The sequence below is a fragment of the Trinickia sp. genome (assembly GCF_051954495.1).
Classification (GTDB): domain Bacteria; phylum Pseudomonadota; class Gammaproteobacteria; order Burkholderiales; family Burkholderiaceae; genus Trinickia.
The window spans coordinates 42,120-66,145 of sequence record NZ_JBQCHR010000010.1; the positions used below are offsets into that span (position 1 = coordinate 42,120).

25 protein-coding genes are annotated in these 24,026 nt (G+C 66.1%); 3 read left to right on the plus strand and 22 right to left on the minus strand.

The features are described from left to right. The first annotated feature begins 47 nt into the window (after nucleotides 1–47). Both otnI and ACTHNR_RS00715 read left to right on the plus strand, forming a co-directional pair. Nucleotides 48–842: a 2-oxo-tetronate isomerase gene (gene otnI, locus ACTHNR_RS00710; RefSeq protein ID WP_440545465.1), complete on the plus strand. Its 795-nt coding sequence runs from the start codon at nucleotides 48–50 to the stop codon at nucleotides 840–842. A 116-nt stretch (nucleotides 843–958) separates the two neighbouring features. Further along, the gene (locus tag ACTHNR_RS00715) at nucleotides 959–1,384 is read left to right on the plus strand and encodes a VOC family protein (protein ID WP_440545466.1); all 426 of its coding nucleotides are present in this window, start codon (nucleotides 959–961) and stop codon (nucleotides 1,382–1,384) included. Nucleotides 1,385–1,394: 10 nt separating this feature from the next. On the opposite strand, the gene ACTHNR_RS00720 is transcribed toward ACTHNR_RS00715, so the two are convergent. The 4 genes from ACTHNR_RS00720 to ACTHNR_RS00735 form a co-directional block, all read right to left on the minus strand. Further along, nucleotides 1,395–2,273 carry a hypothetical protein gene (locus ACTHNR_RS00720; protein WP_440545467.1) on the minus strand — a complete coding sequence of 293 codons (879 nt, stop codon included), beginning with the start codon at nucleotides 2,271–2,273 and terminating at the stop codon, nucleotides 1,395–1,397. Nucleotides 2,274–2,338: 65 nt separating this feature from the next. Further along, entirely contained in the window at nucleotides 2,339–3,364 is a 1,026-nt protein-coding gene (locus ACTHNR_RS00725) for a hypothetical protein (protein ID WP_440545468.1), read from the minus strand. A gap of 46 nt (nucleotides 3,365–3,410) precedes the next feature. After that, complete coding sequence (locus tag ACTHNR_RS00730; protein ID WP_440545469.1) at nucleotides 3,411–4,040, minus strand: acyl-homoserine-lactone synthase; 630 nt, start codon at nucleotides 4,038–4,040, stop codon at nucleotides 3,411–3,413. A gap of 250 nt (nucleotides 4,041–4,290) precedes the next feature. Further along, nucleotides 4,291–4,734, minus strand: coding sequence for a DUF4902 domain-containing protein (locus tag ACTHNR_RS00735; protein WP_440545470.1), 444 nt, complete (start codon nucleotides 4,732–4,734; stop codon nucleotides 4,291–4,293). Nucleotides 4,735–4,832: 98 nt separating this feature from the next. Here ACTHNR_RS00735 and ACTHNR_RS00740 point away from each other — a divergent pair, with 98 nt between their 5' ends. After that, nucleotides 4,833–5,549, plus strand: coding sequence for an autoinducer binding domain-containing protein (locus ACTHNR_RS00740; RefSeq protein WP_440545530.1), 717 nt, complete (start codon nucleotides 4,833–4,835; stop codon nucleotides 5,547–5,549). Between the two features lie 12 nt (nucleotides 5,550–5,561). On the opposite strand, the gene ACTHNR_RS00745 is transcribed toward ACTHNR_RS00740, so the two are convergent. From ACTHNR_RS00745 to ACTHNR_RS00830, 18 genes are all read right to left on the minus strand, one after another. Further along, the gene (locus tag ACTHNR_RS00745; protein WP_440545471.1) at nucleotides 5,562–6,764 is read right to left on the minus strand and encodes an enoyl-CoA hydratase/isomerase family protein; all 1,203 of its coding nucleotides are present in this window, start codon (nucleotides 6,762–6,764) and stop codon (nucleotides 5,562–5,564) included. Nucleotides 6,765–6,818: 54 nt separating this feature from the next. Then, a complete protein-coding gene (mmsB, locus tag ACTHNR_RS00750; RefSeq protein WP_440545472.1) occupies nucleotides 6,819–7,715 on the minus strand; it encodes a 3-hydroxyisobutyrate dehydrogenase in 897 nt (298 codons plus the stop codon). A gap of 50 nt (nucleotides 7,716–7,765) precedes the next feature. Continuing rightward, a complete protein-coding gene (locus ACTHNR_RS00755) occupies nucleotides 7,766–9,289 on the minus strand; it encodes a CoA-acylating methylmalonate-semialdehyde dehydrogenase (RefSeq protein ID WP_440545473.1) in 1,524 nt (507 codons plus the stop codon). Nucleotides 9,290–9,370: 81 nt separating this feature from the next. Next, nucleotides 9,371–11,125 carry an AMP-binding protein gene (locus ACTHNR_RS00760; RefSeq protein ID WP_440545474.1) on the minus strand — a complete coding sequence of 585 codons (1,755 nt, stop codon included), beginning with the start codon at nucleotides 11,123–11,125 and terminating at the stop codon, nucleotides 9,371–9,373. 305 nt (nucleotides 11,126–11,430) lie between these two features. Next, nucleotides 11,431–11,676, minus strand: coding sequence for a hypothetical protein (locus ACTHNR_RS00765; RefSeq protein ID WP_440545476.1), 246 nt, complete (start codon nucleotides 11,674–11,676; stop codon nucleotides 11,431–11,433). 207 nt (nucleotides 11,677–11,883) lie between these two features. Next, the gene (locus tag ACTHNR_RS00770; protein ID WP_440545477.1) at nucleotides 11,884–13,323 is read right to left on the minus strand and encodes a TadE/TadG family type IV pilus assembly protein; all 1,440 of its coding nucleotides are present in this window, start codon (nucleotides 13,321–13,323) and stop codon (nucleotides 11,884–11,886) included. After that, nucleotides 13,320–13,835, minus strand: coding sequence for a hypothetical protein (locus ACTHNR_RS00775; RefSeq protein ID WP_440545478.1), 516 nt, complete (start codon nucleotides 13,833–13,835; stop codon nucleotides 13,320–13,322). Before ACTHNR_RS00775 ends, ACTHNR_RS00770 begins: the two co-directional genes overlap by 4 nt. 95 nt (nucleotides 13,836–13,930) lie before the next feature. Further along, nucleotides 13,931–14,416: a TadE family protein gene (locus ACTHNR_RS00780; RefSeq protein WP_440545480.1), complete on the minus strand. Its 486-nt coding sequence runs from the start codon at nucleotides 14,414–14,416 to the stop codon at nucleotides 13,931–13,933. Further along, entirely contained in the window at nucleotides 14,413–15,528 is a 1,116-nt protein-coding gene (locus tag ACTHNR_RS00785) for a tetratricopeptide repeat protein (RefSeq protein ID WP_440545481.1), read from the minus strand. The genes ACTHNR_RS00780 and ACTHNR_RS00785 overlap by 4 nt, the downstream gene beginning before the upstream one ends. Beyond that, complete coding sequence (locus ACTHNR_RS00790) at nucleotides 15,525–16,457, minus strand: type II secretion system F family protein (protein ID WP_440545482.1); 933 nt, start codon at nucleotides 16,455–16,457, stop codon at nucleotides 15,525–15,527. The genes ACTHNR_RS00785 and ACTHNR_RS00790 overlap by 4 nt, the downstream gene beginning before the upstream one ends. A 2-nt stretch (nucleotides 16,458–16,459) precedes the next feature. Continuing rightward, the gene (locus tag ACTHNR_RS00795; RefSeq protein WP_440545483.1) at nucleotides 16,460–17,431 is read right to left on the minus strand and encodes a type II secretion system F family protein; all 972 of its coding nucleotides are present in this window, start codon (nucleotides 17,429–17,431) and stop codon (nucleotides 16,460–16,462) included. Then, entirely contained in the window at nucleotides 17,428–18,909 is a 1,482-nt protein-coding gene (locus ACTHNR_RS00800; protein WP_440545484.1) for a CpaF family protein, read from the minus strand. Before ACTHNR_RS00800 ends, ACTHNR_RS00795 begins: the two co-directional genes overlap by 4 nt. Next, nucleotides 18,909–20,123 carry an AAA family ATPase gene (locus ACTHNR_RS00805; protein WP_440545486.1) on the minus strand — a complete coding sequence of 405 codons (1,215 nt, stop codon included), beginning with the start codon at nucleotides 20,121–20,123 and terminating at the stop codon, nucleotides 18,909–18,911. Before ACTHNR_RS00805 ends, ACTHNR_RS00800 begins: the two co-directional genes overlap by 1 nt. Nucleotides 20,124–20,130: 7 nt before the next feature. Next, a complete protein-coding gene (locus ACTHNR_RS00810) occupies nucleotides 20,131–20,547 on the minus strand; it encodes a CpaD family pilus assembly lipoprotein (protein WP_440545487.1) in 417 nt (138 codons plus the stop codon). A gap of 12 nt (nucleotides 20,548–20,559) precedes the next feature. After that, on the minus strand, nucleotides 20,560–21,900 hold the full coding sequence (locus ACTHNR_RS00815; RefSeq protein ID WP_440545488.1) for a type II and III secretion system protein family protein: 1,341 nt from the start codon (nucleotides 21,898–21,900) through the stop codon (nucleotides 20,560–20,562). 71 nt (nucleotides 21,901–21,971) lie between these two features. Beyond that, nucleotides 21,972–22,982: a Flp pilus assembly protein CpaB gene (gene cpaB / locus ACTHNR_RS00820; RefSeq protein ID WP_440545489.1), complete on the minus strand. Its 1,011-nt coding sequence runs from the start codon at nucleotides 22,980–22,982 to the stop codon at nucleotides 21,972–21,974. 18 nt (nucleotides 22,983–23,000) lie between these two features. Continuing rightward, the gene (locus ACTHNR_RS00825; protein ID WP_440545490.1) at nucleotides 23,001–23,486 is read right to left on the minus strand and encodes an A24 family peptidase; all 486 of its coding nucleotides are present in this window, start codon (nucleotides 23,484–23,486) and stop codon (nucleotides 23,001–23,003) included. A gap of 73 nt (nucleotides 23,487–23,559) precedes the next feature. Then, nucleotides 23,560–23,754: a Flp family type IVb pilin gene (locus tag ACTHNR_RS00830; RefSeq protein ID WP_440545492.1), complete on the minus strand. Its 195-nt coding sequence runs from the start codon at nucleotides 23,752–23,754 to the stop codon at nucleotides 23,560–23,562. Nucleotides 23,755–24,026: the final 272 nt, after the last annotated feature.

The window sequence follows — 24,026 nt, forward strand, 5'->3', positions numbered from 1 at the left end:
GCAGGTCCGTGGGCTATGCTTTCACTTTTCGCTCCGTATCCGCCCCCATGCCACGCTTCGCCGCCAATCTCACGATGATGTACAACGAGCACGCGTTCCTCGACCGCTTTGGCGCCGCCGCGCGCGATGGCTTCGAAGCGGTGGAGTACCTGTTCCCGTATGAATTCGCGGCCGCCGAGCTGAAGTCCCGCCTCGAAGCACACGGCCTGACGCAAGTGCTCTTCAACGCGCCTCCGGGCGATTGGGCCGCGGGCGAGCGCGGTCTTGCCTCGCTGCCCGGCCGCGAAGACGAATTTCGGCGCGGCCTCGACACGGCGCTCACCTACGCGCGTGTGCTCGGCAATGACAAGCTGCACGTCATGGCGGGTGTTTTGCCGGCGGGTGCGGATCGGTCGCGGCATCGCGACGTGTATCTGCGCAATCTCGAATACGCCGCGCAGGCGGCGAGCGCGGATGGAATCGCGATCGTCATCGAACCGATCAATCCGCGCGACATGCCGGGCTTCTTCCTGAACCGGCAAGACGACGCGCAGGCGATCCGCCGCGAAATCGCCGCGCCGAACTTGCAGGTGCAGTTCGACTGCTACCACTGTCAGATCGTCGAGGGCGATATCGCAAAGAAGCTCGAGCGCGATATGCCGGGCATCGGCCATATCCAAATCGCAGGCGTTCCCGACCGACACGAGCCCGATACAGGCGAGCTGAACTATCCGTATTTGTTCGAGCGTATCGATACGCTCGGCTACCGTGGTTGGATCGGCTGTGAATACCGTCCGAAAGCAGGCACCTCGGACGGCTTGGGATGGATGCAGCCTTACCTGCCGCGCGCACAAGCGCGCTAGGCAGCCGGTCGTTACGGCGCCGCTTCGACCGAGGCGCGGGGCGCCCGCTGCCCGCCGTGGGCGCTGCCGGCGCCTGACATACAATGACGGCTTCGAAATCGACGTCGGAGCATTCGATGAGTCTTTCCCCGTTCCATCTGGCCATCCCCGTTCACGATCTGCCCGCTGCACGGCGTTTCTACGGGGAGGTCTTCGGCCTCGAGGAAGGCCGCTCCGATACGAAGTGGGTCGATTTCAACTTTTATGGCCATCAGCTCGTCATCCACGAGCATGCCAAGACGGCGGACCAGGAGCACGCGCGCAGCAACCCCGTCGACGGACACGACGTGCCGGTGCCGCACTTCGGCATCGTGCTCGAGTGGGGCCAATGGGAGGCGCTCGCGGAGCGTTTGAAGGCGTACGGTACGCAGTTCGTGATCGAGCCGTATGTTCGCTTCAAGGGGCAAGTGGGCGAGCAGGCCACGATGTTCCTGCTCGACCCGTGCGGCAACGCCCTGGAATTCAAGGCGTTCAAGGATATCGGCCAACTCTTCGCGAAATAAGCGTCTCGCCTCAAGACGAATAGCGCGCGCCAGAAGCGAACGTCGCCCGCCGCGGCCAACCCGCGAGCGGCTCGCGCGCGACCGACGGGCTGGCCGAAAGCCAATGCTCGACCTCCATGCCGATCTGCCGCGCCGCCTCGGCCGCGATCCACCGGCAGCCGGCTTCGGTGCACGCGCGAACCATCGGTTCGCTCGATTCGAACAGGAAGCGTACCTCGACCTCGTGGTCGACGATCCGCGTGTGCATGTCGCGCAGATCGGCCGTCGCGCAAGACATGCGCGTGCGTGCACGCACTTCGGCAAAGTGATATTCGAGCCAGTGCGAGAAAAACCACGCATCGTCATGGGTCGCCATCGTGAAGGCCGTGTCGCACCATACGAGCGCACGGGCATCGCCGATTCGGCCACCCGAAGGGTCCGGGGCACGAGCGGCGCGGGCGGCAGCGGCTTCATTGGGCGCAGCGGCGCCGTGGCCGTGGGGCGCTGCCCCGGCCATGCGCTCGCCGTGCTCCGGCCACACCGGGGAATCGACGGTCGGAGGCGAGCCCATATGCAGTTGATGCGCGCGCAATGCCTGCCAAAGCAGGGTGTGGTCGTCGGCGCGCGATGGTTGCATCGTTACTTCGGTCGCACGCCCCGGCGTGCGGGCAACCGAGCGAGTCACGAGCCGAAGTTCGCAAAGCGGCGCGCCGTCGCAGGCGATCATCGCGCGGCGAGGCAGGCCGATCGGCGCGAGGTCGACGTCTTCGTCGACTGCCGCGGTCAGCCCGTGGCGATCCAACCGTGAGACGGGCAGCGGCCGCGGTTGGCCGGCCTGCATGACGCCGATGCGCATCCATGCGGCGAATTCGTCTGAAGCAGGCGCGAGGACGCGGCGAGTGGTTTGCACGATGATTCTCCTTCTAATGATGCTGGCCAGGTGACGGCGCGGGCCGGTGTATTCGGTCTCGGGCGTCATGGACCGGCACGTAATGCAAGATGTTCGAGGGGCGTAACCGTTGCGCGTTGCAGGTGCACTCCAGCGCCTTGCTCGTCGCGCGCAATGGGCGCGCGCGACGCAATGAGCGCGTCGACTACCGCCGTGGCCAACATGGGCGCGAGCAAGCGCGATAGGGGCTCGAACGCATCGCTTGTCCGCGCCCGCGTGCCGTAAAGCGTCGCCGGCGGCGGTGCCAGCGCCCCCTGGACCTTTGCGACGAACGCCGCGGCCGAACCCGGCGTGGCGCGCAGCCGCTCGACAAGTTCAGGTTGCGAGGCCAGCGTATCGATCGCGGGCCCTGTCAATTCGCACGCCGCGCGTCCGCCCGTCACCAGCAGTTGGATGGCGGCCGCGGCCGCTTCCTCGGCAATCGGCCCGAGGCGCGAAGTCCATCCGGTTTCCAGGGCGGCGAACAGGTTCGGCAGCCCGTGTTCGTAGCGCGGGTGCCGATACGCCTGCGTAAATATTCTGCGAAGTTCGTCAAGTGCGGTAACCAAGCCCGCGAGACGGTGCGCAGGCAGTTCGCACGGCTCGGCGAACGCATGCACGACTGGCCCAAGATGGTGCAGACGCCGCCGCTGCTGATCGGGCAGCCCGGCCCAAGCGGCAAGCAAGTCGGGCCACAGCGGCCGCGCGACTTCTTGGACGGCGTCGAACGTCGTGCGCCCCCGAGTGCGAATTGCCGCCAGACGAGACGACGCCAAGTCCCGAGCCGCGCCGGAAAGGGACGCCATCGTGCGCGCCGAGCACAGCCGTTCCAGCCAGGCGACGTAGGGTTCGTGCGCGGCGTGGGAACGCGGGCGGACGAGGCGGGTGGTCAGCGTTCGCAGCGGCGGCGATACGTCGATGCCCCAGGCGGTGTCTCGCTCGAGCACAGGGAGCGCGGCAAGGACCTCGTTCTCGAAAAGGGCGCCCCCCGATAGACGAGACGGGTCGCCTGGCGCTGCGCTGTCCGGGCCGAAAACGGGAGACAGGTCGGGTGGCGGTGCGGTGGGCGTCATGAACGCATCTCCGAACAGCCGGCCGCGTTACGCGGCGCGCTTGGGATCAGACTTCCAGCGCGGCCGTGGCGTCGTCGCGCTGTTCGATCAACGCGGGATCGATGCCAAGCGCCGTAAGCGTTTGCACATCCAGGTCGATCCAACAGGCGACGACCATGCGACCGTCGATCCGCTGCGCGGGACCGGCCCGGTGCGCATGCACGCCGATGCGCCGGAACAGCCGCTCCATGCTGAGAAACGTCACGCCGATCAGCTGCCGGGCGCCCAGCTTGACCGCGCATTCCACGACCGACGCGAGCATAGGCTGCACCGCCCAGGCGCCGCTGTCCTCGCCGAATGCTCCTTCGGCGGTACTTGCCGCAAAGCGCGATAATTCCCAAACGTCGAAAGCGCGCGGCGGCTCCATCCCGTCCGCCAGCAGGAATGGAAAGAGCTCTTGCAACAGATAGGCGTGTGTTGTCGGCAACAGCCTCGCGCAACCGCAAATGGCCCCCGATTCATCATGGGCGACGACATACACGGTGTCGTCGCGATCGTATTGGTCACGCTCGAAGCGGTCGTCGGCGCACGGCAGGCTCCATCCCAACTGTTCGACGAAGATCCGGTGCCGATAATGTGCGAGTGCGGCATCGAGGTCTTCAGGCATGCGCCCGTCACCGTGAACAGAAGTCCGCATGAGATCCCTCGCGTGTGTTTTTTGATGAGCGCATTACACAGCGCGCTCCGAGGGGCGGTAACTGTCAACGTTGACAGGACTAGGGACGAACCCCAGCCCTGCCGGAGCGGGCGTGCGCGCTCCAGGGCATGTCGATCGCAACTAATGGGAAGATTGAAATGAGCCGACGATTTGCTTATAAATGAGCACTGTGAGTGAGTGAGTCGATCAATCGAGCGCGGGCCGGCGCTTTGGCGGCCCCCGCTCGGCCTTATTGGAGCGTGGGCCCTGGCGTCGCGGGGCGAGTCCAGGCGGCCAGCGCGGCCCGTGCGACTGCGTTCGGCCAGTTCAGGCCGGCGACGCGCCGCAGGAGCGCCCGCGTGGTATGGGCCATGCCGAGGTCGAGGCCGCGTGGATCGACGCACATGACGTTGCTGCGGATGTCGCCCCAGGCGACGATCAAGGCGCCGGACGCGCGATCGACATACCAGTCCCAGCCGAGGGTGACGTGGGCGGCGCCCGGGCCGCGCGCGCGCTGCCATTCGGTGTAACCTGCGCTACAGGCGTCGATGCCTTCCGCGCGCAGGTCCTCGAGCAGGCCTTCGTCGAGCGCCGAACTGATATGAACGAGCTGGAGTTCGGCCAGCGCCTGTTCGGGAAGACGAACGTAGCCGTCGAGGCCGGGGCTCGACGGCATGGTGGAAGGATGTCTCATGCGCCGGACTGTAGCAGTCCGCAGCGGCCGTGAGACCTGGCAACTATGACAGCCTTGTGTTCCGGGCCGATGACTGTTTTTTTGGGGTAGCCATGGATTTGCCGTTGCGATGGCAAGAAAGTTACGAACTACTGCGCTCGGCGCCCGACGAACGGCAATTGTTTGAGCGGATCGCTCAGTTCGCGAAACGGCTCGGTTTCGAGTATTGCTGCTACGGAATTCGCGTGCCGCTGCCGGTGTCGAACCCGTCCGTCGCCATTTTCGACACCTACCCGTCCGGGTGGATGAAGCACTATCAGGACAACCACTTCATCGACGTCGACCCGACCGTGCGCGAAGGCATGTCCAGTTCGCGGCTGATCGTATGGCCCGAAGCCTCGGCGAACGCCCCCAAGCTATGGGCCGATGCGCGCGATTTCGGCCTGCGGGTGGGCGTCGCCCACTCGAGCTGGGCGGCCCACGGCGTGTACGGTCTGCTCACCATGGCGCGGCGCGACGATGCGCTGACGAGTGCGGAGATCGACGAGCTGACGCTGCAAGGAAGCTGGCTTGCCAATCTTTCGCATTCGCTCATGAGCGAATTTCTCGTGCCGCGGCTCGCGCCCGAGGCGAGCGTCGTGCTTACCCCGCGAGAATGCGAAGTGCTGTGCTGGACCGGGGAAGGGAAGACGGCCTGTGAAATCGGCCAGATCCTCAATATTTCGGAGCGCACCGTCAACTTTCACGTCAATAACGTGTTGTTGAAGCTCAATGCCACCAACAAGGTGCAGGCGGTCGTCAAGGCGATCGCCATGGGGCTGATCGCCTCCTGCTGATGGCCGCGGGCCTTACGACGGCAGCCGCGATGCACGCGGGCTCGGCAGCGCGCCTAGATCCGCCAGCGGATGCCGGTCGCTCGGCCACGGCGAGTTCAAGAAATGCGCGACGCGCTCCGGGTTGACTTCGGCCAGCGAGGACGGTCGCCAGCGCGGCGCCCGGTCCTTGTCCACGAGATGCGCGCGCACGCCTTCGCGGAAGTCGCCTTCCTCAATGGCCCGTGTGGCGATGCCAAGTTCCATGCGGTAGGCGTCGGCCAGCGTGATGTCCCGCCCCCGCAAGATCGCCTCGCGGGTGACGTGCAGCATCGTCGGCGAATAGCCGTGCAGAGCATCTAGCGCCGTTTGCAGCCAGGCGCGCAGCGCCGCCGGTGGATTGGAGATCAACGCGGACGCCAGCGACGCGGCCATCTCGTCGACCGATAGCCGGGCGTCGAAATGCCGTTCGATCTCGGGCAGCACCGCTTCGATGACGGCGGCCGCGGCCGGTGCGGCGGGCGGCACGAATACGTCCCGCAGCCGTTCGCATACGTGCTCGGGGGGCAAGCTCGCGAGACGCGATTCGAAGCCGTGCAGCCGTTCGCTGGGCACGCAAACGTCGGCAAGGCCGCAGCGCACCGCGTCGGCGCCCGAGAGCACCGCGCCCGTCAGGCCGACGTAAAGCGCGAGTTCGACCGGCATCACGCTCAAAAATCGCGTGGCGCCGACATCGGGCACGAAGCCGATCCGCGTTTCGGGCATGGCGATCTTGCTGCGCTCGGTCGTGACCCGCAGCGACGCCGCTTGAGCGAGGCCCATGCCGCCGCCCATCGCGATGCCGTCGGCCAGCGCAACGATCGGTTTCGGATACGCGTGCAGGGCGAAGTCGAGCCGGTATTCGTCGATGAAGAAGCGTCTCCAGCCGTCTTCCTCGTCGGCACGCCCGGCCGATGCGGCGTGGTAGAGCGCGCGGACGTCGCCGCCCGCGCAAAACCCTTTTTCGCCGCTGCCGCGCAGGACCAGCGCGACGATGCCGTCATCGGTCCGGCAGCGTTCCACATGCTCGGCGAGCGCGCGGATCATCTCGTGCGACAGCGCATTGAGCGCATGCGGCCGGTCGAGCGTCAGGATGGCGACGCCGTTGACGACGTGACACAGCACGCGCCCCTGCGCCGGCGGCGGGGCGCTAGCGGCGCCGTCGCTTGCGGCCTGCGAGGTTTGAACACGTGCATTCATCGGGGACTCCTGTTCATGCGTAAAAGGATGTGATTGGGCCCACGGCGGCGACGCTCATGACTGCGCGCCGTGCCGCTCGTAGAGCGAGATGATCGCCGAGAAATCGAGCCCGCCCCGGCCGCTTGCGCTCAGCGCCTGGTAAAGCTGATGGGCGAGGGCGCCGAGAAAAATCGGCTGCTTGGCGGTGCGGGCCGCCTCGGCCGCTAGGCCCAGGTCCTTGAGCATGAGATCGGCGCCGAACCCGCCCGTATAGCCCCGCGACGCGGGCGCGGTTTCGACGATGCCCGGATACGGATTGTAGGTGTCGGAGCTCCAGCATCGGCCCGTCGATGTATTGACGATGCCGGCGAGCACCTTCGGATCGATGCCGAGCGTGGCGCCGAGCGACATCGCCTCCGCCACGCCCGCCATCGTGATGCCGAGCAGCAGGTTGTTGCAGATCTTGGCCACTTGGCCCATGCCCGTGTCGCCGCAGCGAACGATGTTCTTGCCCATCGCGCCGAGCGCGGGACTGACGCTCGCGAACAGCGCTTCGCTCGCCCCGACCATGAACGTCAGCGTGCCGGCCGCCGCGCCGCCCGTGCCGCCGGACACCGGGGCATCGACGAATGCATTGCCGTTCGCTTGCGCGAGCCGGGCGAATTCCTGCGCGCTGGCGGGATCGATCGTGCTCGAATCCACGATCGTGACGCCGTGCGCGATACCGGCCAGCACGCCTTGCTCGCCGGCCAACACGCCGCGCACGTGCGCGGCCGCGGGCAGCATCGTGAAGACGAGCTCGGCGTCGGCCGCCGCGGCCTTGGGCGACGCGCATACGGCCGCGCCGGCATCGGCCAACGCGCCGCATGCCGCCGCGCTCAAATCGAACACCTGCAGGGCGTGTCCGTGCTTCAGTAGGTTGCGCGCCATCGGCGCGCCCATGTTGCCCAGGCCGATAAATCCGATCTTCATGGCGAGTCTCTCCCTCTGCGGTTCCGTTCGATGCGGTTCGATCGCGCCGGTCAGCGCAGGCTGATCGTGGTATTGACGCCGCCGGCCGAGGCTTCGTCGTCGAACCAGCGCGCCGTGACGGTCTTCGTCTGGGTATAGAACTGAACGACTTGCTTGCCGTACGGCCCCAAATCGCCCAGTTTCGAGCCCCGCGAACCCGTAAAGCTGAAGAACGGCACCGGCACGGGAATCGGGATGTTGATGCCGACCTGGCCGATGTCGATCTCGCTTTGGAACTTGCGCGCCGCCGCGCCGCTTTGGGTAAAGAGCCCGACGCCGTTGCCGAAGGGATTGGCATTGACGAGCGCGATGGCGTCGTCGAGCGTGGCGACCTCGAGCACCACCAGCACAGGGCCGAAAATTTCAGTGCGGTAGACCGACATCTCGGGCGTCACGCCCGTGAAGATCGTCGGGCCGATGAAGTTGCCGCTTTCGTAGCCGGGCACGCGAATGTCGCGCCCATCGAGCGCGAGCGTCGCGCCTTCATCCACGCCCTTTTCGATCAGCGACAAGATGCGCGCCTTGGCCGCCTTCGAGACGACAGGGCCCAGATCGGTGTTCGGTTCGGTGCCTGCGTTCACCTTCAACGTCTTCGCGCGCGCCACGAGTTCGGGCAGCCACTCGCGCGCCTGCCCGACGAGCACGACGGCGGACGTGGCCATGCAGCGCTGGCCCGCCGCGCCGAAGCCGGCGCCGACGAGTGCGTTGAGCGTCTGTTCGCGATTGGCGTCGTGCAGCACGACGGCGTGATTCTTCGCGCCCATCATCGACTGCACGCGTTTGCCGTGCTGGCTCGCCAGGTTGTAGACGTGGGTGCCGACGGCCGTCGAACCGACGAAGGAGACCGCTTTGATCTGTTCGTGCGTGCACAGCGCATCGACCACTTCCTTGCCGCCGTGCACGACGTTCAGGACGCCGCGCGGGATGCCCGCCTCGATCGCGAGCTCGACGAGCGCCATGGTCGAGAGCGGGTCTTGCTCCGAGGGCTTGAGCACGAACGTGTTGCCGCACACGATCGCCATCGGGAACATCCATAGCGGGATCATCGCCGGGAAGTTGAACGGCGTGATGCCGGCGCACACGCCGATCGGCTGGCGCAGCGTGTAGGTGTCCACGCCGCCGGCCACGTTTTCGGCGAATTCGCCCAGTTGCAGCGTGCCGATCGACGCCGCATGCTCGACGACTTCCAAGCCGCGAAAGATGTCGCCTTCGGCGTCGGGCAGCGTTTTGCCTTGCTCGGCCGTCAGGATCTTGGCGATGCGCGGCATGTGCTCGCGAATCAGCGCCTGATATTTCAACATGATGCGGGCGCGAGCGCCGATGGGCGTCGTTTTCCACTGGGCGAACGCCGCTTGCGCGGCGGCGACGGCCGCGTCCACCTCGGCGCGCGTGGCGAACGGCACGCGGGCAAGCACTTCTTGCGTGGCGGGATTGACGATGTCGCGCCACTCGGTCGTGGCGGATTCGACGAATTCTCCGTTGATCAGCAGCTTGACGGTCGGTTGGTTGGCGCCGGCAGCAGACGTTGCGCTCATCGATTGGCTCCTGGTCGGTTGTGTCGGGTTTGTCGGTTGTGTCGGTTGTCGGGACAAACTCATGTTCGGCGATCGGCTCGCTCAGCGCAGTTCCGGGAAGTCTTCTTCCCAATACTCGCCGGGCAACCGCTCGATCGCGTCGCCGCGCTCGATTTCGCGCCGTCGCAATTCCACTCGGCGGATCTTGCCGGAGATCGTCTTCGGCAACTCGTAGGCTTCGAGCCGGCGAATGCGTTTGTAAGGCGATAGGCGCTCGCGCGAGAACGCGAAGATGCTCTTGGCCAGCTCGGGGCTGAACGAGTAGCCGTGACGCAGCATCACGTAGGCCTTCGGCACCGACAGCCGCAGCGGATCGGGACTCGGCACGACCGCGGCTTCCGCGACAGCCTCGTGCTCGATCAATGCGCTTTCCAGTTCGAACGGGCTCAAGCGATAGTCGGATGACTTGAAGACGTCGTCGGCCCGGCCGATGTAGACGTAATACCCGTCATGACGACGCATGGCGATGTCCGACGTGTGATAGCGGCCTTGACGCATGACGTGCGCGGTGGCGTCGGCATTGTTGGCGTAGCGCGTCATCAGGCCCAGCGGGTGGAGCGCTCGTTCCCCGGCCGGCGCATCGGCTCCGGCGCCTGTGTCACCCACGTCCGAGCCGAACGGTAGGGCGATTTCGCCTTCCTCGGCCGGGCGCCCGTCGGGATCGACAAGGACTATGCGATAACCGGGCATCGGCCGCCCCATCGACCCCGGAACCACGTTTTGCCCAGGCGAGTTGCCGATTTGGCAGGTCGTTTCGGTCTGGCCGTACCCATCGCGGATCGTGATGCCCCAACCCGCCTTCACGCGCTCGATGATTTCCGGATTGAGCGGCTCCCCGGCGCCGACGATTTCCCGCAACGAAACCGCATACGAGGCGAGCGGCTCCTGTACGAGCATGCGCCAAACCGTGGGCGGCGCGCAGAGCGTCGATACCTTGTGGCGAACGAGGGTCTCGAGCGTCGTCTTCGCGTCGAAGCGGGCGTAGTTCAGGATAAAAACGCATGCGCCGGCGTTCCACGGTGCAAAAAAGCAGCTCCAAGCGTGCTTCGCCCAACCGGGGGAGCTGATGTTCCAATGAATGTCGCCCGGCTGCAGGCCGATCCAATACATCGTCGACAAGCTGCCCACCGGGTAGCTCTCGTGCGTATGCTCGACGAGTTTGGGCTTGGAGGTCGTGCCCGAGGTGAAGTAGAGCAGCAGCGGATCGCGCGCATGCGTCGCGCCCGAGGGAACGAAATCGGGCGAAGCCGCATAGCCGTCCTCGAGACGGCGCCAGCCCGGGGCGGCTTCCTCGCCGCCGCCGACTGCGATCTTGACGATGGCGGCGTCGATCGCATCGAATTTGCCGCATTCGCTCGCATCGACGATCGCGAACTTCGGCTGGCCGATGGCGATCCGCTCGCGCAAATCCTCCGTTGAAAGCTGGGTGGTGGCCGGCATCAGCACGGCGCCGAGCTTGATCGCGGCGAGCATGGCGTCCCAGAGTTCGACGCGGTTGGGCAGCATGAGCAAGATGCGATCGCCTCGCTCGACGCCGAGCCCGCGCAGGTGGTTCGCGATTCGGGCGGAGCGCTCGGACATCTGTGCGAACGAAAATCGCGCCTGCCGCCCGGTGCCGGCGTCGACCAGCAGCAGGGCGGGCGCGTCGTTCCCGCGGGCCATGGCGTCGAAATGATCGAGGGCCCAGTTGAACTCGTCGAGCGCCGGCCAGGCGAAGTCGCGATAGGCACGGTCGTAGTCGCTGCGATGCCGCAAAAGAAAATCGCGCGCGGTCAGAAAGCGCTGTGCTGCGGTCATGTTGCTGTCTCCTATGACGCCCGATCGATACGAAGAAGTGCGATCGCTTTGGCCATGTCGGCGCGTTCTTGCGCGCGCTCGTTCAATGCTCTTCGATGGACGACGATACGCCGATTACGCGGCGTCGCCCACCCTGGGCGGCTCGATGCGGCTCATGCCGATGGACTACGCGACGAAGTGTAGGCAGCGGCCGGGCCGCTTTCGATGCTCAAGCCGCTCACTTTGCGTGAGCGCATTTGCCACCTATGGGGCGGGGCGCGCCATCCGGCCGGAGCCGACGCGGGCGGCTGGGAACGCGGGGAAGGTCAGCTCAGGCCGAGGCCGCGGAGCACGGCATTGCCGTCTTCGGTCAATTGAAAGCGCGTGTGACCCGATTCCGAGGTGACGCTCTCGACGAGCCCCGCTTCCTGCAGCATCGGAATTTCCGGCTTGGCGGAAACGTCGATCGGGCAGTGCAGCAACAGCAGCAGCGTGGCGATCTCGTGATGGCTTAGGATGCGCCGCAGCATCGTGCGCTTGCGCGGCGTGGCGTGTTCGTTCGAGTCAGTCATCGGGCCGGCCCTCCATCGCGAATTGCAGCGCGACGATGGTGCGCACGGCGCCTTAAGCCAAACTTAAAAGGCGGGGCGTCTCAGCGTGTTGCACCCTAAGTCGAAAATCGATAAGGGTATGAAAAGAAATGACTTATGCGCCTCGGGTGGGGAGAGCGTGTATCGCCGTGTTACACATTTCATCGACGCGTCATCATGCGGCGTCCTTTACTTCACGAGACGCAATTCGCTGAGCGACCCCGAGATCGTGCTGAAGATGTTCGCCAATTGCGTCGGGTCGGGCGAAAAGAATGCGTTTTGAGGCGAACTCGCGCAGTCGGTCATGACCTTCGCCGCGTTTGGATCGTGCGTATCGGTCGCACCGTAGCGGATCGTGTAGATGATGATGCCGTCCTTCTTCATCGCCGTGCACAGGTCTCGTTGCATGTTGTCGAAATCGGTCGGATCGCCCATGTAGTCCTTCACCTTACCCGAATCGGTCGTCCCGTAAGGCGGAATATCGTCTCGCCCGACGCCGCTCATGCCGTTGTGCGATATCGCATCGGGGTAGTCCGCCACATCCGATGGATTCCATGCGGAAATCACTTCGTTGCCGCCGTCGCTCAGCAGCACGACGACGCGCGTGAGATACGGGTTGGCAGCGGGGTCTTGGGGCAGCGTCGAGCTGCCCCAGCCGGCCGCGCCTTTCCATGTCGGCGACAGCATGCGCCAGCCCCACATCAACCCTTCGGGAATGACAGTCGAGTAAGCCGGCGGGTCGAGCGCCGTCAGTGCATTGTTGAGCGTACTGGTGTTGGCGGTGAGGAACGTCACCGGATGGGCGACGCAACCCCAGTTATAGACCTTGCCGCTGTAAGGGTAGTAGTACGGCTTGAACTTGTGGCCGGACGGCGTGCCGGGCTGGAGCACGATGTCGCCGTTGGACGCGCGCGGCTCGACGGTGCAGCCGCCCCAGTTCGACCATCCGTATCCCGTGCCGGACCACGCGGCCGGCGCGGCGCTCGACATCCAGGCCCGCGTTCTCGCGGAATTGCCGACGTTGACAGTCGTCGCGAACGGCACCAGCCCCATATACGAGTTCGTCGCCGTGCTGGTGGAATTGAACATTTCCTTGACGAGCGCCTTCGATGCCGCGATCAGATTCGTGATCTTCCCGCTCTCGCTCATCGACCCGGTGTTGTCGAGCACGAGCGCGACTTCGAGATTGCTGCGCGTCGTGCGCACGGTCTCGTTCGACGCTGGGATCGTGATCGAGGTGAGCTTGAGGAGCCCCGCGCTCACGAGCGGCAGCTTCAATTGGGCGGACATCGTCACGCGCTGGCCGGTGGAAGGGGTTCCGCTCAAGGCGACGCTGAACGTCTTCGGGTCGAACGAGCTGCCCAGGTATTTCGACGGCATGTTGCCGGTGAAATAGGCGAGCGCATCGGTTTTCCACTGCGTGATCTGCGCGCTCGTCGCCGATGCCGGCAAGAGCCGCAGTTCGCTGCCCGCCGCGATCGCGGCCGCATCGAGCGAATATTGAAGCCGTGACTGCGCGAGGTGGAAGCGGACGGTATCGATGCCGCCGAGCAGCGCCATCAGCATCAGCACGATCGACACGCTGAACATCGGCGTGACCGCGCCGCGGGTATCGCGTAGCGTATTCATGACGGCGAGAGCACCAGTTCGTTGCCGAAGCGCAGGCGGTAATACGCGCGTTCGTAGAGGGTGAGATTGCCGGGCGCCGCTTTCCAGAAAGCCGACGTCGTGGCGAACGGCCTGTACGTGTAGAACACTTCGACGGCCACCACGCAGTCTTGCGGCTTGAAGGGGTAGCCTGCGGGCACGAGCGCCGCGCCGAGCTGCGAAACGGCGCTCGGCGACCACGGGCTTTTGCGCTGCCATGCAATGTGGGGCTTGCCTTTGCCGGTGGGGTCGTCGATGACCGTTACGATGACGGCGCCGCTGCCCGACAGTTCAAGCGGGCTTGCCATCGTCACCGCGCCGTTCCAATACGCGGCGAGGCTAGCCGCATTCGTCGCGTCGGTGTTGTCGATGACCTTGGTCTGCTGCCCTAGACTGTCGGCGAGCGTGAACGCGGTTCGCGTGACGAGCGCGGAGGCGCGAAAGTATCCGTAGAGTTCGACGAAGCCGACCAGCATCAGCAAAACGAGCGGCATCAAAACGGCGATTTCGATTGCCGCGACGCCTCGCGTGTCGGGCAACAGCCGCCACGACCGGCGTGATCGCCGCGGGCGCGGGAGAGAGGGAGTTTTCACGGCTCGTTCTGGATCAGGATGGTGCGGCTGAACGTCAGCTGCTTGACGCCGACGATGCCGAGAATGCCGGTGAAAGTCGGGCGCGTGAACGATACTTTGTAGAGCACGATGTCGCCGAGATTGCCGGCGCCTGTTTGCGTCTTCACGCCGCTCGCGTACGAAGGGTAGGTCGTCGTGCTGATGGTGATTTGCTGAGGCGATTTGACCCACATCATCAGGTCGCGATCGACGAGCGCGGTAATCGCCTGATCGCGCGTCTCGCCGGTCGGCACCATCGTGGTTTGGCCAAAGCGCGACGCTTGCCGTACCGCGGCCTCGAGCGACGCATCGGCCATCAAGATCATCCCCATCTCGATCGTACCGATCACGAGAAGCAGCAGGAACGGCAAGCCGATCACGAACTCGAGCGCCGTCAGCCCGCGGATGCGCGAGGGGCGGGCGAGCGTGCGTCTTGCGCCGTGCACGGACCTGAGCGGCGTCATTGGTCGTTCAGCAGCTGTGTTTGCCGGCGCAAGCCCAGCGGCATCGGCGTCGGCGCGGGGGCAGATTGCGCCTGATCCGCGGCGGCGAACGAGGGTTCGCGGGTCGCCGGCTGCGTTGCCGGCGGCAGGGTGCGAGGCACGATGGCCGGCACAGGCACGGTGTTCATCGCCACGGTGGGTACCGGCTCTGTCCGCACCGCGTTCTCCACGGGCGCCAGGGCTTGGGCCGCAGGCGCGAACGGCTTGATCGCATATGTCTGTACGCCGATGTGCCTCGAAGTCGGCAGCATCGTCACCGGCTTGTCGGGTGAACCTGCGTCGAGGCGCGCGCGCACGATTTTGTAGAAACGCAGATTTTCGTCCGTCGACGCGCGCGGTAAATCGCGCGTCAGGATTTGGTCGGCCGCGCCGCTGTTGCCGAGCAGACCGTATGCGAGCGCGAGATTCTGCCGCGCTTGAACGGGCGCGCCGGGCTCCCCGGCGACGCTCAAGAGCAAGTTCGCGCCGTCGCGCACTTGGCCGTCGAGCACCAGCGACAGGCCGAGGTCGACCGTCAGCATCGTGTCCCCCGGATGGCGCTTCAGCGCGTCCCGATAGATCGTTTGCGCGCGCTGCGCGTCGCCCTTCAGGGCCCACGCGGTGCCGAGCCCCGCGCTTGCCATTGCATTGGACGGCTCTTTCGACAGCACGCGCCGATACAGCTCGATCGCCTCGTCCAGGCGCCGCTGCCGCACCGCGATGCGTGCGAGGCCGAGCGTCGGCACGGTGTGCCCGGGCGCGAGCGCCGCGGCGCGCTCGTACATGCTGCGCGCGCGCTCCAGGTCTCCCGACGTGGCGAGGGCCGCGGCAAGGCCGGTCAACGCTTCGAGGTTGTGCGGCTGGGTCTCCAGCACCTTGCCGAACATCGACGTGGCAAGCGAGATATCGCCGTTTTGCAGCGCGGTCGTGGCGATCGTCATGTCGGTGAGGCTTGTCTTTCCGTGTGCGCCGCCGCTCACGGTCATGGGCCGCGAGCGCACCTGCGTGACCACGGGCGTGCACGCGGATGCAAGCAGGACGCACAGGACAAGGGAAACACGCAGCGCGGATGCGACGGGTGCGAGAGTTTTCATTTGAATACCGCCATCAGACTAAGCACGGCCGGGCCGGCCGCTATCAGGATCACCGTCGGCAAGATGAAGAACATCATCGGAAGCGTCATCTTGGTGGACAGCTTGGCCGCCTTTTCCTCGAGCAGGTGCATGTGCTGCGCCCGCTCGGCGCGCGCCAGCACGCGCAGCGCCTGCGTGATCGGCGTGCCGTAGCGCTGCGACTGGGTGAGCGTCGTTACCAGCGTGCGCAGCGACGCCACGTCGACGCGGTCCGCGAGGTTGCGCAGCACGGACGCGCTGTCGTTGTCGATGCGCAGTTCCTGCGCGGTCAGTCCGAGCTCGTACGCGAGAGCCGGTGCGATCGAGCGCATTTCCTCCGCGATCCGCACGATGCTCGAACCGAGGCTGTAACCGGCGTTCGTGCAGATGACGAGCAGATCGAGCGCGTCCGGCAGCGCCGCGGCGATTTGCTTTTGGCGCCGCCGCGTATGCCAGTCGAGCGCGAACTCGGGCAGCATCATGCCGATCATGAAGAACGCTGCCACGGCGGCGATGCGCAGCATCATCCAACGCTCTAGAAGCGGGACGTGGGTGCTCCCCAACAGCATCGCAAGCGCGGCGACGGCGCCGGTCACCGCTTTGATGCCGATCAATGCGGACACGGGACGCGTGCCGCGAAATCCGGCGCGTGTCAGGCGCCGCGCCAGATCGCTGCGATGGGCGGCTTCGAACAAGGGAAGGCGATCGCCCAGTGCGGCGAGACGCGCCGCGATGCGAGCCGGAAGCGAGCGTGCGACAGGGGTTGCGCCCACCGCGGTGCGCCGTTCGCCGGCAAGCGACCGGGCCCGTTGCGCAATGCGCGCGGCGGGCCGGTTGCCGTTCACGAAGGCAATGACCATTGCCGCGAGCACCGCGACGCACAAGATCTTGTCGAGAACGGACAGCGTCATGTTCAGGTATCCAATTTAGCGAGGCGCTGAATGACGACGAGCCCGAAAACCAGCAGCACACCGCTCGCGACGAGAATCAGGTGGCCCGCGTGCGTATCGATCAGCACGCGCGCGTAGTCGCGATTGATCGTGTACAGCGCGCCGAAGACGACGGGCGGCACGCACGCAATCACGCGGCTCGCGAGTCGGCTTTCGGCTGTCAGCGCACGGGTTTTCTGCCGCACTTCCTTGCGACCGCGCACGATGTCCGCGAGGCCTTCGAGCGTTTCGCCGAGCGAGCCGCCCGTTTCCCGTTGCAGCAGCAGGGCGACGCAAAAGAACGAAAACTCGGGGATACGCAGGCGCCGCATCGCCTCGTTCAATACCGTTTCGAGTTCGATGCCGAGCTGCAGACCGTCGGCGATTTGGCGGAATTCCGCGGCGAGCGGCTGGGCGCATTCGTCCGCGACGATTTCGATCGCGCGCACGACCGGCACGCCGGCGCGAACCGCGCGGACCATCAGGTCGAGGGCATCCGGAAATACGCCGAGCATCCGCAACCGGAAACGCTCGACCAGCATCTTGTAGAACGAGCGCAGCGCGGCGAGCGGCAGCACCGCGAGCAGCACCGGCCCCGCCCACGCCGGCACCACGTCGATCCGCGCGATGGCGATCGCAACGGCGATGGCGGCCGCGACGACCACGCCCGCGAGCCTCGGCCCGAATTTGCCGCCGACGATCTCGATGCGGCGCAAACGGTCGTCGAGCCAGGTCCATAAACGCAAGCGGCGCGTCCGCTCATGGAAGAGCGTGGCGACGAACGCGTCGTCGCCGGCCGTCGCGGCCGTCGCGGCCGCCGCATCGAGCGCGAAAAGCCGTGCGCGCATAAGCGCGGAGGGCCGCGCTCGCATGATCTGGAGCGCGGCATGCCCCAGCAGCCCGGCGCTGAAGACGGTGACGAACACCGCGAGGGCGAAAAGGTTGGCGCGGCTCATGCGTGCAACGCCTTCATCAGACTCTCTTCGAGCCCATAGTGCGCGGCGCGCGAGGAAAACGCGGGGCGCAGCGACGACGATTCGAAGCGCCCGCGCACTTCGTCGCCGGAGACCCCGTCGTCATAACGGAAGATGAAAAGATCCTGAGTCAGGATCACGTCGCCTTCGAGGCCCACCAGTTCGGTAATGTGCGTGACGCGCCGCATGCCGTCCCGCATGCGCTCGGTTTGCACGATGAGGTGCACCGCGCTTGCGATCTGGCGACGGATCGACAGCAGGGGAAGGTTGCCGTTCGCCATCATCACCATGCTCTCTAACCGCGTGATCGCATCGCGCGGCGTATTCGCGTGGATGGTCGTCATCGAGCCGTCGTGGCCGGTGTTCATCGCTTGCAAGACGTCGAACGCCTCGGCCCCGCGCGTTTCGCCGAGGATGATGCGGTCCGGCCGCATCCGCAGCGCATTGCGCATCAAATCGCGCTGCGAAACGGCGCCCAGACCTTCGGCGTTTTCGGGACGGGTTTCGAGGCTCACGACGTGCGGCTGCTGCAACTGCAGCTCGGCCGCGTCTTCGATCGTGACGATGCGTTCGCGCGCGTCGATGTAGCGCGACATCGCATTGAGCAGCGTGGTCTTGCCCGACCCCGTTCCGCCCGACACGATGATATTGAGCCGGCACGCGCTGCCGATCTCGAGCGTGCGCGCCATCGCGGCGGACAGGCTGCCTTGCGTCGACATCCGTTCGAGCGTGATATCGCGTTTCGCGAACTTGCGAATCGCGATGCAGGCGCCGCGAATCGCGAGGGGCGGCAGCACCACGTTGACGCGGCTGCCGTCGGACAGACGCGCATCGACCATCGGACTGCTTTCGTCGACGCGTCGCCCCACCGAGGCCGCAATCCGTTGCGCCACGTTGACGACGTGCGCATTGTCCCGAAACTTGAGCCGCGTCAGTTCGAGTTTGCCGTGCCGCTCGACATAGACCTGGTCCGCGCCGTTGACCAGAATATCGGTGACCGAGTCGTCGGTCAGAAGCGGTTCGATCGGGCCCACGCCGAACATGTCGTTCAGGATCTCCTCGATCACCTGAGCCTGCTCGGTCAGCGTCATCTTGAGCCGCTCGCGCTCGACGATCTCGGCGGCGAGCCGGGCGATCTCCGCTTGCGCTTGGTCGCGTGTCTGAAGCACCGCGGCGGATACGTTCATCGAGCCGAGCACGAGCGAGCGGATGATGCGAAAGCTGTCCGTCCGCACGAGGCTATCGGCGCGCTCGGCGGCGGTAGGGCCAAGGTCCGCTTTTTCGGATGACTCGCGTCCGTCTCTAGCCGGAGCCGGATGAGCCAGCGCGACGCCCCGTTCGCGATGTTCCTGGGCGCGTGCGGGCAGCGCCCCATGCGCGTCGCGCGCGGCGATGGGGGCGGAGGCGGGGGCTTCGTGCAGTAGATCGAGCCGCGCGGGAACGTTCTTTTGGCCGAACATCAGCGTCTCCTTGCAGGCAGCAATTTCTCGTACCAGCGCGGTGCGGGCGCGGATGAGCGTCCGCTCAAGCCGTCGGCGAGCGCCTCGATCGCATCGCCGAAGCGCGACTTGCCCGGCGCGATCGGCTCGCCCAGGTTTTCCGCGGCGGCGAGCACCGCGCCGTCGAACGGCAGCTCGAGCAGCACGTTGCAGCCGATGGCGGCGGCGAAATCCGCGGTTTTCAAGTGTCCGCGCTGCGAAGCATTCGGCGTATTGAGCAATACCGACATCGACGGCGCGCGGTCGATGCCGTCGAGGTAGCGCGTGAAGCGCAGCACTTCGCGCGCGGAGTGGATCGACGCATCGGCGAGCAGATACAGGAGCTGCACTTCGGCGAGCGCGGCATGCGTGAGCGCGTGACCTTGGCCCGGCAGATCGAGCAGGATGTAGTGGAAATGCGGCTTCAAGCGCTCGAGCAGATCGGCCAGCGCGCGCTCTTGCGGTTTGAATGTCTCGCCGTAAGGCAGCTCCGCCGATAAGACGAACAGGCGGTCGTCGTGGGCGACGAGCGAGCGCTCGACGAATTGCGGGTCGAGGCGATCGGCGTCGCGCAGCACGTCGAGCAACCCGTTGTTGCTTTTCAAGCCGAGCAGCGTGTTCGCCGCGCCGCCGTGCAGGTTCATGTCGATATAGGCGATGCGCCGATGGGCGACCATCGCGAGATGCCGTGCGAGGCCGGCCGCGACGGTCGTGACGCCGACGCCGCCACGCGTGCCGGCAAAGCCGATGACCTTGCCCGTGCGCGACTGCCGCGCGCTTGGGCCTTGGCCGTTTCCGCCTAGCGAGCGGCGCAGCAGTTCGAGCGTCAGCGGTTTGACGAGGTAGTCCTGCACGCCCACTTCGAGCAGGTTTCGATAGAGCCCGACGTCGTTGGTTTCGCCGATCACGATGACCGACACCGACGGCTCGCACACCGCGGCGAGGCGGGCGAGCTCGGAGAGCGGCATCGGCGTGGCGGAGACGTCGACGAGCAGTGCGGCCGGCGAGCGCGGCATCTTCGTCAGGTGATCGATGGCGTCGTCGATGGGCCCCACTTTGACGAGCGCTTGGGTGAAATTTTGTTCATCGGCGAAACGCTGCACCACGTCTTCGCTATGGCGATCGCGAACGAAGGCGACGAAGCTCGCGCCAAGGTTGCGGCGAGGCTGCGTAGCGAGTTTCAGCAACGTGTTCATCGCAAGCCTATTTGTTGAAGCTGGAGGTTTCGGTGGTCGGCAACGGCGTGATCTTTCCGGTCTCGTAGCGATGCACGGCGCTGGCGGCGACCGGGGCATCGGCGCCGGCGAACGGCCGCGGCGCGACGAGATCGGCCGGCCGTACGAGCACCGCCGCGAGATTTCGGTAGGTCGCGCAGCCGAATGCGTTGGTGGGACGTTTCGCGCCGGCGTCGCGGAAATTGGTCGGCGTCGCGAGTGCGTCGCAGTCGGGCGGCACCACGTGGCCGTCTTCCACACCGATTACCGTGGCGTCGGGCATGCCGATCGGCGGCGCCGTCGACAGGCACCCGGCAAGCAGCACACTGAGCAGCGCCGACGCGCGCAGCAGCGTGCGCTTCGATGGCGCCGGCCGAGTCGATGGAGAACGGTTGACGAATCGCATACGTGTCCCCGGTCAATAAACGAAGCCGGCCGCACCGACGAGCCGCGGCGTCGAGCCATCGAGCGGATCGAGGCCGGTCTTGCGCTGGATGATGGTTTCGATGTCGGAGCCCGGGGTCATGATGGTGTCCACCGGGCTAGTCATCTGCGCCGCGCTCGCCGGTTGAACGAGATAGGGCGTGACGATCACGACCAGTTCGGTCTTATTGTTCTGGTAGTCCTTGGACGAGAACAGCCGGCCTAGTATCGGAAGCTTGCCGAGGCCCGGCAGCTGCGAAATGATGTCGCGCGTCTCGTTCTGCAGCAGCCCCCCGATCGCGAAACTCTGTCCGCTCGACAGTTCGACCGTGGTTTCGACGCGCCGCACCGACAACCCCGGAATGGTGATCGAATTGGTCGTCACGCTCGCGGTCGGGTCAATCTGACTGACCTCGGGCCGCACCTTGAGGCTGATGTGGTTGTCGGCGAGCACGGTCGGCGTAAAACCGAGCGACACGCCGAACGGTTTGAATTCCACGCTCAACGTGTTCTGGTTTTGGGCGACGGGAATCGGAAATTCGCCGCCGGCGAGGAAGCTGGCCGTTTCGCCCGAGAGCACCGTCAGATTCGGCTCGGCCAGAATCGTCAGCAAGCCGTCCTGATCGAGCGCGTCGATCACGTTCGTCACCGATGTGTGGGCGGTACGGAATCCGCTGAGCACCCCGGTCGCATTCGACTGCGGCAAGTTCCACGCGCCTGTCGTGGCGTCTTGGATGACGCGCCCGCTGAGCAGCCCGACGACGAAGTTGCCGATGCTGCCGACTGCGTTCCAGTTCACGCCGAGCTGTTGCGTGACGTTGCGGTCCACTTCGATGAAGCGCACGCGCAGGTAGACCTGAGTCGGCTGGCCGACGGTGAGATGGTTGATCAGCGTTTCCTTGTCGTGCAGCATCGGCGTGAGCGTTTGCGTGATCGCATCGACGTCCGCGGCCGATCCGACCGCGCCCGAAATCATCACCGATCCGGGCGCCGACGCAAGCGTCAGTTGAAGGTGCGGGAAGCGCTGATGCAGCAGCGTGTTCAACGCGTCGAGATCGCGTCGCACGAGCACCGAACGGCGAAGGATCACGCGGTTGTCCGGTCCGAGCGCAAAGAGCGTCGTTCGGCCTTCCTTCTTGCCCACCAAGAACACGGCGCCCGGCGTCGGGACGTGGATGTCGGCGACGTCCGGGTCCGCGACGAACACAGCGACGGCCGGCTGCGAGAGCTGCACGACCTCGCCGGCGCCCGCATTGACGGTCAGCGTTTCGTCCGCGCGGGCGTTTCCCGCGCAAAGGAGCGCGGCGAGCGCCGTGCTCGTCAAGACTGCAGCCATAGGGCAGTGAACGGCACGACCGAGGATGCGTGCGAAGCCCATGCGGCGGACGCGTTCGAAAAGGGCGAACATCATTGACTCCGCGCGGCAAGCGCCGGGGTTTGCGCCGGCGCCAGCGCACCGACTGCTTCGTTGGTTGATGCGCCGTCATGAACCACAGGCGCCTCGCCCTTCGGCGGCAGCGCGAGCAACGGCGAACGGGCCTCGGCGTCGCCTTTCGCGGAGCCGCGATAAACCAGCACCGCGGGCGCTCCGTTTTCCGCTTGACCGCGGCCGTTGTCGTGCGAAAGCGGCAGCTCGCGCACCGCGCGCGACACATCGCCGGCCCACACGGGCGGGGCGGCGGCGATTCCGTTGTCGGTCGTGGCGTGCGCATCCGAGCCGCCGCGCGCGAATGTCGCGAAACTGCGCAGCGCGAGCGACAGCGTGCCTAGCCGCGCGGAAATCGCCACGACTTCCGCCATGCGCGGGTTCACCTCGAGCGTGACGGTGCGCGCATGTCCCTTGTCCGCTGCAGTGTCGTCCTTGGGACGCGTGAACTCGCTGCCGACGGCGAGGACGCGCACATGGTCGACGACGGTTTCGCTCGCCACCGACAGGCGCGCCGAATCGGTCTTGCTCGCCAGATCCTGCGTGAGGATCAGATCGACGTAGTCGCCGGGCTGGATCAGTCCGGCGTTGCCGGAGACATCGTCGATCGCCACCGATACCGCGCGCATGTCGGGCTTGAGCGCGGCCGCCAAAAAGCCCGGCGCATTGGGAAACACGACGTCCTTCGCGGTGACGGGCGCGCCCGCCGCAAGCGGATGAAGCATCGCGGCGCCGGCGACATCGGGCGTGGACGGATTGCCTTGCAGGACGGCGCCCGCGGGCCGCTTCGCCGGCGGCATTTCCTTCCATGCCAGGTCGCTGTCGCGCAGCAGCAGTCCGGCCGGAAGGTCCACGGCGGCGACGCGCACGCGCTCCGATGCCGGCGTGTCATGCGGCGATTGCGCGGAGGCCGCGACGAACATCGCGCGCACGATCAGCGCGATCACGATGGCGACCCCGGCAAGCAGCGCGAGCTTGACTGTGCTCGACATGGCGTTTTCCTGATACGGTTATCCAGTGATGAACTCGCGCGGCAGCACGACGCACCAGCCGCCGATCGAAAGCGCTACGCCGTAAGCCACGCCGCGCCGCGCCGACCAGAGTCGGGCGAGGGGCGCCGCGAACGGCATGGATGGCGCGAGCCGGTCGGCGGCGCACCCGAGCGCGACGATGACGAGGCCCGCGAGCGAAACGAGCGCGAGCGTCGGCAACGCGGCGCGAGGGCCGGCCCACAGCAGCACGGCGCTCGCGAGCTTCACGTCGCCGCCGCCGAACTGTCCGGCCGCATGCAGCGCGGCGCCGACCGCGAAGCAGACGAGTGCGGTCGCGGCGTGCTGCGCGAACGAGGTCCACGGCGTATGCGCGAGCCACGCGTGCGGGACGTATAGCGCGCCGAACATCGCGACGAGCGAATTGGGCAGGCGCCGCGCGCTCAAGTCCGTGTACGAAAGGACGAGCAACGCCGCGCAGGCGGCATAGCTGACTGCGTCTGACATGGCCGATATCCAGCCGCCGGCGACCCCGCCGGCAGGCAGTGGGGTCGCGCGACGCGATGGAACGAAATCCGGCTTATTTGCCCGTGGTGGCGGCCGTGTTGACCGTGGTGAGCAGCTTCGTGAAGAGTCCCGGGATGCCGTTGGTCGTATCGCTCAGGACCGTGCCGGCCGCGACGACAGCGATAACGATAATGCCCGCGAGCACGGCATATTCCATCGAGCTGACACCGCGGTCATCGCGAGACAGAGAGCGCAGGAAGGAGAGCATGAGACACCCCGTATGGTGAGTTGATTGGCTTGCCTGGTCTGATCGTGCCGGAGCTTTTCATGCTCCGCTTTAGTGAGATCACTATAACGATCCGATTTCCAGGCCACAAATCCGCTCTTACGTAGGCGTGATTCGTTTGGAGGGCGCTTGTGCGCATGGAACTACGAATCCTCGGCTCCGCGGTATGGACCCGTCTAAGCGTGCGGGTCGTCATCGTACTTTTTTGAGCGGGGCCGAGGCGGCCTAGGGCCTATGGTTGCGTCCGCAACCGG